This is a genomic window from Actinomadura sp. WMMB 499 (assembly GCF_008824145.1).
Lineage (GTDB): Bacteria > Actinomycetota > Actinomycetes > Streptosporangiales > Streptosporangiaceae > Spirillospora.
In genome coordinates, this window is sequence record NZ_CP044407.1 from 3,766,330 (window position 1) to 3,779,234 (window position 12,905).

Annotated in this window: 10 protein-coding genes; 5 read left to right on the forward strand and 5 right to left on the reverse strand. The window is 73.5% G+C overall.

Features of this window, described 5'->3' with window-relative positions; genetic code table 11:
* The first annotated feature begins 162 nt into the window (after positions 1–162).
* Positions 163–942, forward strand: coding sequence for a hypothetical protein (locus F7P10_RS16355; protein WP_151010130.1), 780 nt, complete (start codon positions 163–165; stop codon positions 940–942).
* 69 nt (positions 943–1,011) lie between these two features.
* Here the strand turns inward: F7P10_RS16355 and F7P10_RS16360 are convergent, their stop codons facing one another.
* From F7P10_RS16360 to F7P10_RS16380, 5 genes are all read right to left on the reverse strand, one after another.
* Entirely contained in the window at positions 1,012–4,482 is a 3,471-nt protein-coding gene (locus F7P10_RS16360) for a phosphodiester glycosidase family protein (RefSeq protein ID WP_254716634.1), read from the reverse strand.
* Between the two features lie 105 nt (positions 4,483–4,587).
* Positions 4,588–4,917 carry a DUF4387 domain-containing protein gene (locus F7P10_RS16365; protein WP_218040541.1) on the reverse strand — a complete coding sequence of 110 codons (330 nt, stop codon included), beginning with the start codon at positions 4,915–4,917 and terminating at the stop codon, positions 4,588–4,590.
* Entirely contained in the window at positions 4,910–6,328 is a 1,419-nt protein-coding gene (locus tag F7P10_RS16370) for an acyclic terpene utilization AtuA family protein (protein ID WP_151010132.1), read from the reverse strand. The genes F7P10_RS16365 and F7P10_RS16370 overlap by 8 nt, the downstream gene beginning before the upstream one ends.
* Positions 6,328–7,350, reverse strand: coding sequence for a phosphoglycerate dehydrogenase (locus F7P10_RS16375; protein WP_151010133.1), 1,023 nt, complete (start codon positions 7,348–7,350; stop codon positions 6,328–6,330). Before F7P10_RS16375 ends, F7P10_RS16370 begins: the two co-directional genes overlap by 1 nt.
* Positions 7,350–8,852: an MFS transporter gene (locus tag F7P10_RS16380; protein ID WP_218040542.1), complete on the reverse strand. Its 1,503-nt coding sequence runs from the start codon at positions 8,850–8,852 to the stop codon at positions 7,350–7,352. The genes F7P10_RS16375 and F7P10_RS16380 overlap by 1 nt, the downstream gene beginning before the upstream one ends.
* A gap of 99 nt (positions 8,853–8,951) precedes the next feature.
* Between F7P10_RS16380 and F7P10_RS16385 the strand changes: the two genes are divergently transcribed.
* The 4 genes from F7P10_RS16385 (at position 8,952) to F7P10_RS16400 (ending at position 12,904) form a co-directional block, all read left to right on the forward strand.
* Positions 8,952–9,686, forward strand: a complete 735-nt coding sequence (locus tag F7P10_RS16385) for a GntR family transcriptional regulator (protein ID WP_218040543.1) — start codon at positions 8,952–8,954, stop codon at positions 9,684–9,686.
* Entirely contained in the window at positions 9,683–10,801 is a 1,119-nt protein-coding gene (locus tag F7P10_RS16390) for a tartrate dehydrogenase (protein WP_151010135.1), read from the forward strand. Before F7P10_RS16385 ends, F7P10_RS16390 begins: the two co-directional genes overlap by 4 nt.
* 157 nt (positions 10,802–10,958) lie before the next feature.
* On the forward strand, positions 10,959–12,563 hold the full coding sequence (locus tag F7P10_RS16395) for a cytochrome b N-terminal domain-containing protein (protein WP_151010136.1): 1,605 nt from the start codon (positions 10,959–10,961) through the stop codon (positions 12,561–12,563).
* On the forward strand, positions 12,488–12,904 hold the full coding sequence (locus F7P10_RS16400; protein WP_151010137.1) for a hypothetical protein: 417 nt from the start codon (positions 12,488–12,490) through the stop codon (positions 12,902–12,904). The genes F7P10_RS16395 and F7P10_RS16400 overlap by 76 nt, the downstream gene beginning before the upstream one ends.
* The last annotated feature ends 1 nt before the right edge of the window (position 12,905 follow it).

Here is a 12,905-nt window from a genome sequence, read left to right on the forward strand (position 1 = left end):
CGCCCGGCATTCATTGACAGCGCCTGTCATGGTCAAGGTCATGATATGCATGCTGTGACTTCCAACACATGCCGGGCAGATCGCGCCTCGCTACGGCTGCGGCCTTCCCGCGGGTGACGCCCGCGCGACCCGATCGTTCCGGCCTTCGCGGGACGGTGCGAGATGAGCGAGCAGGACGATCGCCCGGACGATCCGGAGCAGCGGGCTCGGATCAGGCGGTACTCCGCCCTGGTCTTCGCCCTGTCGGTCGTCGTCGTCGGAATGTGCAGCGTGGTGGCCGAAGCCCTCGTTCCCCGGGCGCTGCCCCCGCAGGACGCCCGCGGCTGGGCTTCGCTGCTCCTGGCCACGACCCTGTTCACCATGGTCGCGGTGGCGGCCGCGCTCGCCGGTTTCCTCGAGGGGGTCGGCCGCGCGCTGGCGCGGCGCCCGTTCGGGGAACGCCTGGTGATCCTGCGCGGACGGCCGCTGCGGGTCACCGTGGCCGCGGTCTTCTTCGTTGCCGTCGCCGTCGCGGTGGCGCAACTGGCCGATCTCGGCAAACTCGTCAAGGATTCCAGGCTCGGCGGACTCGACCTGGCGGGCTACTGCACGTCCTACGGATACACGACGGCCAGCGCCGATTACTGCCGCAGGGACATCGACCTGCCCGCCGTCTGCGACTGGCAGTACGACGCCCCCGGACACACGGTGCGGCTCGGGCCCGACGCGTACGGCGCCATCTGCGTCGACCCCGAGGGGCGGCCGCTCGAAGGAATCGACGACATGGCCGGCTACTGCCGCCACATCCTCAAGAAGAGCGTCGCCGTGGAGGCCGCACCGGTGAACGACAAGACGTGGACCTGCCAGATCGAGATAGACCGGAGCCTGGCCTGCAGCTGGCGGTTCCAGAAGCGGGACCTGGAAGCACGCAAGGACGGCCATCTCTGGACGTGCTACGAGTGACGCGCGGGACCGGGCGGGGCGATCGGGGGTCGATCGCCCCGCCCCGCCTTCCGGACGGAAGCCGTCCGGTCAGGCCGCGCGGTCGCCGGGCCTGGCGGCGGCGACGGTGACGGTGGCCTCGCGGGTGACGCCGTTGACCTCGACCGCGAGCTCGACCGTGCCGGGGCGCAGCCCCCTCAGCTCCCCGGTGGACGGGTCGAACGTCGCGACGTGCCAGGGGCGGGCGCGCTTCGCGTCGCCGATGTGCAGGCCGCGCGAGCCGGTCCAGTCCGCGGTCATCGGGTACGCGAGCGGCATGTCGCGGCCGTGCTGCCGCAGCGTGACCGTGACCTCGCCCGCCGAGCCGTCCCGGACGGACGGCGGCGCGGCGAGCGCCAGCTCGTCCACATGCGGACGGACCTCGGCCCGGAGCCACTCCTCCCCGGCGGCGTACGGGTTGCGGCGGGTCCGTGCGATGTCCGGCCAGGACGGCGGGTCGACGCCGAACATCGTCCAGCCCGCGAAACCGCCGTCGGCGGGCGCGGCCGACGCGGCCTTGCCGGAGTTGCCGTTGATGAACGACGGCACGCCGTCCACGCGGGACGCGTGGAAGACCCCGACGTGGGCGTTCACCATGGCGGCGCCCTTGCCGGTCTCCGCGCGGAACTCCGCCAGCCACTCCTCCAGCATCGCCGCCTCCTTGCGGTCCGACAGCCGGCTGTTCTCGGCCGGGAGCGGGTCGCGGGACGGGTGGTGGCCGAACACCGCGACCGAGCGGACCGAGGGGTCGCGGCGGGCGCCGTCCAGGGCGGAGCGCAGCATCCGGATCTGGTCGAACGAGCCGGTCCGGTAGGTGCCGGTGGACGAGTCGAGCAGCACGAACCGGGTGCCCTTGTGGTCGAACGTCCGGGACGGCTTCCCGAACACCTTCGTGAAGTTGTCGATGGTGCCGGGCCCGTAGATCTCGTGGTTGCCGGGCACGTAGTAGTACGGCAGCTTCCCGCCCAGTTCCTCGTCGAGGATCCGCTTGGCGAGCGCGAAGTCGGCCTCGGTGCCGGTGTCGACGAAGTCGCCGTTGATGACCAGGAAGTCCGGCTTGGCGGCGAGCGCCTCGCGCAGCGTGCGGCGGGCCCGCCGGACGTACGCGCTGTCGGGGTCGGCCGCGACGAACTGGGCGTCCGACATCACCGCGAACCGCCACCGGGTGCCGTCCGCGGTGCCGTCCTGGATCACCATCGGGTCGGCGGGCTCCTCCCGCGCGGGGGGCGTCTCGACGGACGGCGGCACCTTCGCCACGAAGTCGTCGATGAGGACCTCACCGGTGTACTGCCGGCTCGCGGACGTCTCGATCGTGTAGAACCGGTTGACCCTGATCGGGTACGCGACCGAGGCGGGCACCTCCATCTCGAGGTAGCGCCACCCTTCCCAGGTGATGTACGGGCCGTACAGCGAGTACGTCTGGTCGTTGGCGTCGGTGATGGTGAACGCCGTCCACTCCCCCTTGCCGTGCCCGTACACCCAGCCGCCGAGCGCCTGCGGCTGCCCCTCGATCTCGATGGGTTCCGGCGGGTAGGCGTAGGCGGTGCGGGTGGCGGTCGACTTGGTGAAGTCGTAGGAGAGGCGCAGCCCGGCGCCGGTGCGGCCGCCGGACACCGGCTCGACCGCGCCGGAGCCGCGCGCCGTCCCGAACTTCCACCGCGCGCCGTCGTCGAACGTCGCGATCGTCCTCGCGTCGAGCCCGACGCTGATCGGGACGGTCGTCCTGTGGCCCTTGACCTCGATCGTCACCAGCGTGGAGCCGGACGCCTTGCGGGGCGTCGCGGTGAACGCGCCGCCCGCGCCGGGCTCGATGTCCAGCAGGGACGTGTCGTAGGTCAGCTTCGTGTCGGACGGTTCGATCGGCGCGGTGAAGCCCTGCCCGTCGAACCCGACGACGCCGAACGAGCCGGTGCCGTCCGGCCCGGAGATCGTCACGCGCTCGGTCGTCGCGCCGACGCGGGCCAGCTCGCCCAGCACGGTCAGCGTGACCTTGCCGCGGGCCCGTCCGTCGGCGGCGTGCACGGTGACGGCGCCGGGCCTGCGGGCGCGGAACACGCCGTCGCGGGTCACGGTGCCCTGCGGCCCGGCGGCGAACCAGCGGGGGTCGCCCTCGGCGGGGCCCTGCGACTCGTCGTGGCCGCGCGCGACCAGCTCGCGGGTCAGGCCGGGGAACACCCGGTCTGGACGGCCGCCGCGGGTCGGGCCCACGCCGGGCGCGTCGGCCGGGTCGGCGGCGGGCTCCACCCAGAACCCCTCGAGTTTCCCGCTGCCCTGCGCGAACAGCCCGATGCCGTTGGGCGTGGGGCGCTCCGCGCCGTCCGACGGCTGGTTCTCCACCTGGCCGCGGGCCTGTCCGGGCTCGCGGGCCAGCAGCGTGGACGAGCCGCCGCCGTCCAGGTTGACGGCGTTGTGCGCGCCGGCCTCCCGCATCAGCGCGCCCATCTCCGCCAGGGTCACGCCGCGGCTGTCGATCTGGCGGCCGTCCACCGTCATGAGGATCATGCGGCGGCCGTCCTCGCTGAAGCCCACGGCGGTGCGGGGGTGCGCGGCCGGGTCGTCGATCGCGGGGACCTCACCGTCCTTGACCAGCACCCGGTTCCCGCCGACGGCGAACCTCGGGTCGGCGGCGGACGAGCGCGCCTTGTAGGCCATCGTGACCGGGTCGCCCGGCCGGAGCGTGCGCAGCAGGTCGCCGCCCGCCTCCCGGCCGAGCAGGACGAACCCGCCCTCGGGGATCGTGCCCTCGCCGGGGGTGTCGCGCACGGAGGCGACCTTCCCGTCGATGACCAGGACCTCGGCGACGCGCTGCGCGCCGTAGGCGAGGGACCGGCCGCGGGTGGCGGTGCCCCACAGCGGGGTGAACGCGCCGATCCCGTCCTTCTGGACGTTGTAGGCGTTGAACTGGTCGAGCGGCGCCGTGCGCCCGCCGGGCAGGGTCAGCTCGCCCTCCAGCAGCAGGTCGGCGATCCGGCCGAGCCCGTCGGCGCCGACCCCGGCGGTGTGCGTGGACCAGCCGGGGCTCGCCGACTTGACCAGCTTCCCGCCGTCGACCGCCGGGCCGTTCGCGGCGCCGGTGTTGTTGATGTCGAAGAAGTCGCCGTTCACCCCCGCGATCGCCCCGGCCTCCGCGGCCTGCCGCGACAGCGGCGCGGTGGCGGAGACCGAACCCGGCGACAGGTAGCCCGCCCGGACGGGCGCGCCCAGGTCGACGTCGATCTGGTCGGCGCGCAGCCAGCCCTTGGCGTCCAGCCGGTCGAACGAGGTCAGCACGGTGCCGGGCGCGACCGGGCGCCGCATCCGCTCGGTCTCCAGCGCCCCGTCCGCGGTCGCGGCGGCGGCCGTCCCGCCGGGCAGCAGCAGCCGGTCGACCTCGCGCACGGCGGGCGAGGCCGGGTCGGGCGGCGCCCCGAGCCGGGGCGGCGGCCCCGGCGGCGCGGCGTGCGCCGGTGCGGCCGTCGCCGCGACGAGCGCGGCGGCGGCCGCGAGCACGGCGACCGGCCGTCGTCTGTTCAGAGCCGTCACTTCTGCCTCCTCGCGACACGGTGCGGCCGACCGCCCAAGCCAAGCCGCCCCGGACGGCGCCGCGTGGGTGCGCGGGTGACGGGCGGGCTAACTGAGCCCTAATGATCACCGAGGGGGCGGGACGAGCGCCGCCAGCGGCACGTGATGCTGCCCCGCGTGGACGTCCCGGTCGTACGGGCCGGCCTGCGGCACGGGCCGCGGGAAGGAGATCTTCACGACGTCGAGGTCGGGGATCCGGAAGATCCTCACCACCGCCGGGTCGAGGCCGTACAGGCGCGCGATCACGTCCGCGTTGATGAAGTCCTCGTCGGCGACGATCGCGTAGCCGGCGGCGTCGCGCATAAACAGCTCCATCGTGACCCAGAACGGGCCCGCGTTCTTGGAGCGGACCTCCAAGGCCAAGTCGCCCAGCGTGGGCCGGTGGTCGTCAGTCACGGGCGGTCTCCCCGGTCGGCTCGGTGATCTCGGTGATCTCGGTGCGGAACATGCCGGACGGCTCGTCGACGTCCACGACATGGTGGAGGACGAACTCGTACGCGGCGCCCCGCTCGGTCTCGGCGGGGGACGTCGCGAAGGCCAGGCTCGGCAGGTAGGCCATGTCGGGGGTCGGCAGGTGCAGCATCAGCGGGTTCGCGATCTTGGCGATGGCGGTGGCGGTGGCCTGGTCGGGGGCGTTGACCAGCATCATCACCCCGACCTCGCGGGGCGGCCCGGTGGCCGGGTCGATCGCGCCGAGCACCGCGTCGTACCCGTACGGGCGGACGTCCACGGCGTACCCGGACGGTTCGAGGCCGAGCGTCTCGCGCACGCGTCCGGCGAGGATCTCGTACATGAGCGCGACCCACTCCTCGATGCGGGCGAGGATGTGCGGATCCCGGATCGCGGCGAACGACATGGTCTCGTAGCCGGTGACGCGGGCGCCCTCCAGCTTGATCGTGTACTGGTCGGCGGGTTCGAAGCGTGATCCCTCGACGCGGACGCGGCGCTCGTCCAGCGCGGTGTAGGTCGCGCCGGACACCACCAGCGTGCCCGCGGGCTCGCGCATCCGGAACGGGTCGACGGTCTCGTACAGCATGTGGGCCGCCACCGTCCGCGGCGTGCAGGCGTTGGACGGGTCGAGGGGCTCGATGGTGAAGCCGTCCCGGTCGATGGTGGCGAGGACGCCGCCGACGCGCGGGTTCACGGTGCACTGCCCGCCGCATTCGACGATCTTGGACGCGTGCCAGGTGGGGCCCGGCGGCATGCCGTGCAGCAGCGGGTACGCGGCGGCGACCGCGGTGTCGGTGGCCCGCCCCGCGAGCACCACGTCGGCCCCGGCCGCGAGCGCCGCCGCGATGGGTTCGTGGCCCATCATCCCGACGATGCGCGCGCAGCCGTCCAGCGTGGCGGCGTCCAGGTCGCCCATCGGGGGCAGCGGATGGATGCGGCCCTCGCCGAGCCGCTCCTTCAGCGCGGCGGCGGACTGCTCGGCGTAGATGCGGGCGACCCGGAGGCCGAGGGATTCGGCGCGGACGATCTCGTCGGCGATCCCGGCGACCCAGTCGACGCCGGAGTCGGTGCCGCTCGTCCCGCACGAGCCGACGATCAGCGGGATGCGGGCGGCGGACGCGGCGCGCAGCAGGATCCGCAGGTCTCGGGCCACGGCCCCGGCCGTCGTCTTCGGCGTGCCCGACCCCAGGTAGTAGGGGCCGCTGTCGGTGGAGCCGCCGTCGACCGCGATCACGTCGGCGCCGAGTTCGAGCCCCCGGTCGACCGTCTCCGGCGGGAAGCCCGCGCCGAGCATGCCGCTCGGCGTCAGGATCCGGACCGTCTCCTTCGGGACGGCACCCTCGGGCCTGTGCGTCATCAGGACTCCTTCGCGGATCGTGTTCGGTTCGGGGGGAGCTCCGGTGGGAGCCCCGACGGGAGCAGGTGCGCGTTGAGCGAGGATCGGGGACGCCCGCGCAGCGCGGCCACGAGTTCGCGGGCGCCGTCGAGCCCGGCGGCGCGGCGGGCCTCGGCGGTCTGCCCGGCCAGGTGGGAGTAGACCGTGATGCCCGGGACGCCGCGCAGCGGGCCGTCCGCGGGGAGCGGCTCGGTCTCGGTGACGTCGAGGGCCGCACCGGCGATCCGTCCCGCGCGGACGGCGGCGGCCAGCGCGGGCTCGTCGACGAGACCGCCGCGCGCGGTGTTGATCAGGTGCGCGGACGGCTTCATCCGGGCGAGCGCGGACGCGTCGATCAGGTGCCGGGTGGCGGGGGTGAGCGCCGTGTGCAGGGAGACGAAGTCGGCTTCGGCGAGCAGTTCGCCGAGGTCCGCGAACCGGACGGACGCGTCGCGGCGCTCGCCCGCCGGGACGCCGGTCGTGCACACCACCGCCATGCCGAACGCCCGCGCGAGCGGCACGACGGCGCGGGCGGCCGCGCCGTACCCGACGAGGCCGAGCGTCCGGCCGCGCAGTTCGCGGCCGTCCTCGCGCGGCCAGCGTCCGGCCGCGACCCCGGCGGCGACCGGCACCAGCCGGCGGGCCTGGGCGAGCAGCAGGCCCATCGTGTACTCGGCGACCGCGACCGCGTTGACGCCGGGCAGGTTGCTCACCGAGACGCCCGCGCGGGTCGCGGCCCCGACGTCGACCGAGTCGTACCCGACGCCGGTGCGCACGACCGCGCGCAGGGACGGGGCGCGGGCGAAGACCTCGGCGGTCATCGGCTCGTTCGCGATCAGCGCGCCCACGGCACCGTCCAGGGCGGCGACGAGGTCGGCGGGCTCGCGGGTGCCGCGCAGCGGACGGTGCCGGGTGCGCAGCCCCGCGCCGTGCAGGAGCCGGTCCACCTCGTCGCCGGGGGCCAGGTAGTCGGTGGTGACGAGGACGGTGGGCGCAGCGTTCATCAGGCGGTCTCCCCGGTGGTGTCCGTGCGGCGGAGCCGGTCGATCCGGAGGACGAGCAGGACGGCGGCGATGGTGAGGACCGCGACGTGCAGCAGCATGAACCGCCATCCGGTGACGTCGATCGCCAGGCCGACGAGGGCCGGCCCGGCCATCCCGCCGCCCGCCCAGCCGACCGTGTACAGGCCGGTGTAGGTGCCGAGCACGCGGCTCGACGGCGCCAGGTTCCACAGGACGACGACGGCGTTGATGATGAACCCGGCGGCCCCGGCCGCCGCCAGGCACATCGTCACGACGGTGGCGGCGGGGGTCTGGACGGCGGTGCCGAGGAGCATGCCGGCGGCGAACACCGCCATCCCGGCGGCCATGACGCGCAGCCGCCCGAAGCGCTCGGCGAGCCGGGCGGCGGGGAGGGCCGCGGCGATGTAGGCGATCCCGCTGGGCAGCGTCAGCCCGCCCGCCTCACCGTCCGACAGGCCGAGGACCTGCACGCCGTAGGGCGTCGTCAGGGAGCGCGACGCGAACCAGGCCCCGGCGAACACGAACACGGCGACGATCAGCAGCACCCGGCTGCGATCGGGGTCCCGCACCAGCTCGACGACGACCGTCCGCATCCGAACCCCGGTACCCGCGCTCGATCCGCCCGACCCCTCCGGCCCGCCCGACCCGCTCGACACGTCCGACCCGCCCAGCGCGCCAGGCCCGCTCGGCCCGTCCGGCTCGCTCGGCGCGCCAGGCCCACCCGGCCCCTCCGGCTCGCTCGGCCCGTCCGGCTTGCCGAGCCGGATCGGCTCACCTGGCCTGGACTGCTCGGGTGGACCGGTCGGGGTGGTCGGCTTGGCCCTCTCCTCGGGCGTGCTTCCGGTTTCCGCCTCGTCTTCGGCCAACGCCGCCTTGTAGGCGGGTGAGCGGCTGTCCCGGACGCGCCAGACGAGCACGGCGGTCGCCGCCAGCATGAGGCCGGACGGCACGGCGAACGCGAGCTTCGGGTGGTCGTCGACCAGCAGGAGGCTCACCAGCGACGCCACGATGATGGTCAGTGCGGACGCGATCTTCACGACGGCGTTCGCCCGGCTGCGCCGCTCGCGATCGATGAAATCGGGCATGAGCGACTCGCTGATCGGCTTGAAGCTGTTCATCACCAGCGCGTAGAGGAAGATCGCGAGGATCAGCCAGCCGAGCGACGTCGCGTGCGGGATGAGCAGGAACAGGACGGCGCCCAGCGGCATCATCACGGCGAGGTAGGGGATCCGGCGCCCCCAGGCCGTGCGGGTGTTGTCCGACCGGTTGCCCATGTAGGGCTGGATGAAGACCCCGAGCAGGTTGTCCATGCCCATGAGCAGGCCGATCACCGCGGCGCTCGCGACGTGGTCGCGCAGCAGCTCGGGGACCCGGTTGTCGTAGAAGTTCCAGGTCGACTCCTGGGCGAACACCGCGAGGGCCACGTAGAACGTGATCCTCCTGGTGTCGGCCGGACGTGTCCCGACCCGTGCGGTGCCGACCATGGGCGCCCTCCTCGGTGTGGCGGGAGTCACCGTATATGCCATAGCAAAAATGTCAATAGACAGCATTTGCTCTTGCCATGGCCCTGTTAGGGTGGCGGCATGATGGTCAAGTCGACGGCCGACCGGTCCGGCACGGGCGGCGAGACGCGCGCCGATCTCGCCTACCGGGCCCTCCGGGAGGAGATCGGGGCGGGCACGCTGCGCCCCGGCCAGAAGGTGACCGAGCGGGGCCTGGCCGAACGGCTCGAGGTCAGCCCCACGCCGGTGCGCGAGGCGCTGCGCAGGCTCGAGCAGGACGGCCTGATCGAGCGCACCGGCCCGCGCACCGTGGTCGTGGCCCACATCGCCGACCGCGCCATCGACGACCTCGCCGAGGTCGAGATCGGCCTGCGCGGCCTGGTCGCGCGGTTCGCGGCCCGGCACGCCACGCCCGAGCAGCTCGACGGCCTCGACGCGATCCTGGACGCCGCCGACGACCTGCTGATCGTGATCGCCACCCGGCACCGGGGCGGCGAGGACGTCGGCCGGCACGTCGCCGCCCTGCTCGACCGGATGCAGGAGTTCAACGACGCGGTGAACGCGTGCGCGGCGAACCCGGTGCTGGTCCGGCTGCTCGAGCAGTCGCAGGTGTTCTCCCGGCCCGAGCGCCGGGCCCTGCGCCTGGAGAAGATCGCCGCGGACGAGCGCTTCGGCCTGGACCGCTACTCCAGCCACCGTGCCCTGGTCCGCGCCCTGCGCGACGGGGACTCGGCCACCGCGGAACGGCTGGTCATCGAGGACGCCCAGGGCGGCCTCGCGGACCTGCGGCGCCGCCCGTCCGGGCGGGCCCGATGACGGCGCCGCCGTACCGGATCGCGGTCATCCCCGGCGACGGGATCGGCACCGAGGTCGTCCCCGAAGGGCTCCGGGCGCTGGCGGCGACGGCCGGGGTGTTCGACCTCGACCTGCGCTTCGACCGCTTCGACTTCGCCAGTGCCGCGTACTGGCAGCGGCACGGCACGATGCTGCCGGCCGACTGGCAGGAGATCCTCGGCTCCTACGACGCCCTGTTCTTCGGCGCGGTCGGCCGGCCCTCGGTCGTCCCCGACCACGTCTCGCTGTGGGGCAGCCTCCTGCAGTTCCGCCGCACCTTCGACCAGTACGTCAACCTGCGCCCCTGCCGGCTGATGCCGGGCGTCCGCAGCCCCCTCGCCGGGCGCGGGCCCGGCGACGTCGACTTCCTCGTCGTGCGGGAGAACACCGAGGGCGAGTACTCCAGCATCGGCGGCCGGATCTTCGAGGGCACCGAGCGCGAGACCGTCCTGCAGGAGACGGTGATGACCCGCGTGGGCGTCGACCGCGTGCTCCGGTACGCCTTCGAACTGGCCGAACGGCGCCCCGCCCGGCACCTGACCTCGGCGACGAAGAGCAACGGCATCTCGATCACGATGCCCTACTGGGACGAACGCGTCGCCGCGATGGCCGGGCGGTTCCCCGGCGTCACCGTCGACGGCTGCCACATCGACGCGCTCGCGGCGAACTTCGTCCTGCACCCGGACCGGTACGACGTCGTGGTGGCGAGCAACCTGTTCGGCGACATCCTGTCCGACCTGGGCCCCGCCTGCACCGGGACGATCGGCATCGCGCCGAGCGCGAACATCGACCCGGAGCGGCGGCACCCGAGCCTGTTCGAGCCCGTCCACGGCTCGGCGCCCGACATCGCCGGGCGCGGCATCGCGAATCCCGTCGGGCAGATCTGGTGCGGCGCGATGATGCTCGACCACCTCGGGCATCCGGACGCCGGCGCGCACCTGCTGGGGGCGATCGAGGACGTCCTCGCGGCGGGCCCGGACGCCCCGCTGACCCCCGACCTCCACGGACGGGGCACCACCGCGGAACTCGGGCGGGCGATCGCCGACCGGGTCGCGGAACGCGAACCGCCCCGGTCCGCGCCCGGCGCCGCCGGCTGACCGGCGCCGCCCGACGGCACCGTCTCACCGACCGCCCAAGAAAATCGCGGCCACATGTCACATTCAGCGCCTCAAAACCGTCATTTGGTAGACCGCACGCGCTGACTCGGCCACGCGAACACTCGGGGGAGTCCGTGAACGACCTGCTGGACCCGAAATGAAGAAGGCGCCCGTCCACGGGCGCGGCCGGGGGGCGTCCCCTCGGCCGACCGCCGAAAAGTACTTCTCGACCGCCGTCCTGCTCGTCAGGAGCACGCTGCGAAGCTCGGACGGCCCCGGCCTGACGCGCCGGTACAGATCACGCACGGACCACTGGACCTTCATGTTCGCGCAGATCACCGGCTATTCGTTCGCGGTGCTCGTGCTCACCGGCGTGTTCCTGACCTTCTACTACGACCCGTCCATGGCCCGCGCGCCCTACGACGGACCGTACGGGCCGCTCCAGGGCGTACCGGTCTCCCGGGCCTACGACTCGACGATGGAGCTGTCCTTCGAGGTGCGCGGCGGACTGCTGGTGCGGCAGATCCACCACTGGGCGGCACTGATCTTCTGCGCGTCCATCGCGCTCCAGTTGCTCCGGCTGTTCTTCACCGGCGGATTCCGGCGCCCGCGGTTCCTCAACTGGCTGATCTGGGTGGGCCTGTTCACCCTCGGCATGGTGGCCTCGCTGACCGGCACGATCCTGCCGGACGACATGCTGTCGGGCGGCAGCCTGCTGCTCACGAAGGGCGTCCTGGAGTCGATCCCCGTCGTCGGCACCCACCTGCAGCGGTTCGTCTTCGGCGGTGACTTCCCCGGCGACGTCATCATCGAACGGGTCTACTGGCTGCACATCCTGGTCCTGCCCCTGGCGATCGGCGGGGCGCTGGCGCACCGCCGCCGCCTGGTGCGCCGGCAGCACGGCCACACCCGCTTCGCCCCCGGCTCGGCCGCGCGGCGCCTCGGCTCGCAGCACATCCCCCGCCTGGGGAGCGTCTTCGCCGACGCCCCCAGAACGGCCTCGTTCGCGATGTTCCTGTACACCTGCGGCCTGCTGGTGCTGCTGGGCGGGTTCGTGCAGATCAACGCGATCTGGCAGTTCGGGCCGTTCGAGCCCGGCGCGATCACCGCCGGGGCCGTCCCCGGCTGGTACATGGCGTTCCTGGACGGCGCGGTACGGATCATGCCCGGCTGGGAACTCGACGTCGGCGGGCACCCGCTCACCCTCGCCGTCCTCGTCCCCGCCATCGTCGTGCCCGGCGTCTTCTTCACCGCGCTGGCGCTGTGGCCGCTCGGCGAGGCGGTCGTCACCGGTGACCGGGCCGAGCACCATGTCCTCGACCGCCCGCGCGACCGCCCGGTGCGCACCGCCGCCGGAGCCGCCGGGGTCACCTTCTACGGGCTGCTGTGGCTCGCCGCGGCCAACGACCAGATAGCCGTCCACTTCCATCAGGACCTGTTCGCCGTCACCTGGTTCTTCCGCGTCGCGGTCTTCGCCGGGCCGGTGGCGGCGTTCGTCCTCACGAACCGGATCTGCCACCACCTCGTCCGGCGGGAACGCCACGTCGCGGTGCACGGCCGTGAGACCGGCCGGATCGTCATGGACGTCCAGGGCCGATTCAGCGAGATCCACACGCCCCCGCCCGCCCGGACACCGCGATCGACGCGCCGGAACACCGCCTCGCCGAGACCCTCAAGGAGTGACCGATGCCGTCCCCGTCCGGTCCCACCGCCCGCGAACCGGCCGCCGCGCCCGCCCCGCCCCGCTTCTACGGGCTGCTGAAGGCGGCGTCCGCCTTCGTGGCGACCTGCATGCTGCTCCAGGGAGTCACCGCGGGCCTGCTCCTGGACGGCGCCGACAACGGCGGCGAGCTGCACCGGGACACCGCCGGCATCCTCTCCGCCGCCCTCGCCGTCACCATCGTCGCGGCGATCCTGGTGCGGCGCGGCGGCGGATCGATCCGTCCCCTCGTCGCCGTCCTGGCGACGACCGTTCTCACGGTCGTCCAGTACGCGCTGGGCGAGAACGGCTCGACCGTCGTCCACGTCCCGCTCGGCGTCGCCCTGATGGGCTCCGGCACCGCCCTGGTCGCCCTGGTGTGGGGCCGGAGCGGCAGGGCGTAGG

What these genes read in the sequence shown, in the direction of transcription:
- F7P10_RS16385 (WP_218040543.1), top strand. Translation starts at nt 8,952, where the DNA reads ATGATGGTCAAGTCGACGGCCGACCGGTCCGGCACGGGCGGCGAGACG.
- F7P10_RS16380 (WP_218040542.1), bottom strand. Translation starts at nt 8,852, where the DNA reads ATGGTCGGCACCGCACGGGTCGGGACACGTCCGGCCGACACCAGGAGG.
- F7P10_RS16375 (WP_151010133.1), bottom strand. Translation starts at nt 7,350, where the DNA reads ATGAACGCTGCGCCCACCGTCCTCGTCACCACCGACTACCTGGCCCCC.
- F7P10_RS16400 (WP_151010137.1), top strand. Translation starts at nt 12,488, where the DNA reads ATGCCGTCCCCGTCCGGTCCCACCGCCCGCGAACCGGCCGCCGCGCCC.
- F7P10_RS16370 (WP_151010132.1), bottom strand. Translation starts at nt 6,328, where the DNA reads ATGACGCACAGGCCCGAGGGTGCCGTCCCGAAGGAGACGGTCCGGATC.
- F7P10_RS16355 (WP_151010130.1), top strand. Translation starts at nt 163, where the DNA reads ATGAGCGAGCAGGACGATCGCCCGGACGATCCGGAGCAGCGGGCTCGG.
- F7P10_RS16390 (WP_151010135.1), top strand. Translation starts at nt 9,683, where the DNA reads ATGACGGCGCCGCCGTACCGGATCGCGGTCATCCCCGGCGACGGGATC.
- F7P10_RS16395 (WP_151010136.1), top strand. Translation starts at nt 10,959, where the DNA reads ATGAAGAAGGCGCCCGTCCACGGGCGCGGCCGGGGGGCGTCCCCTCGG.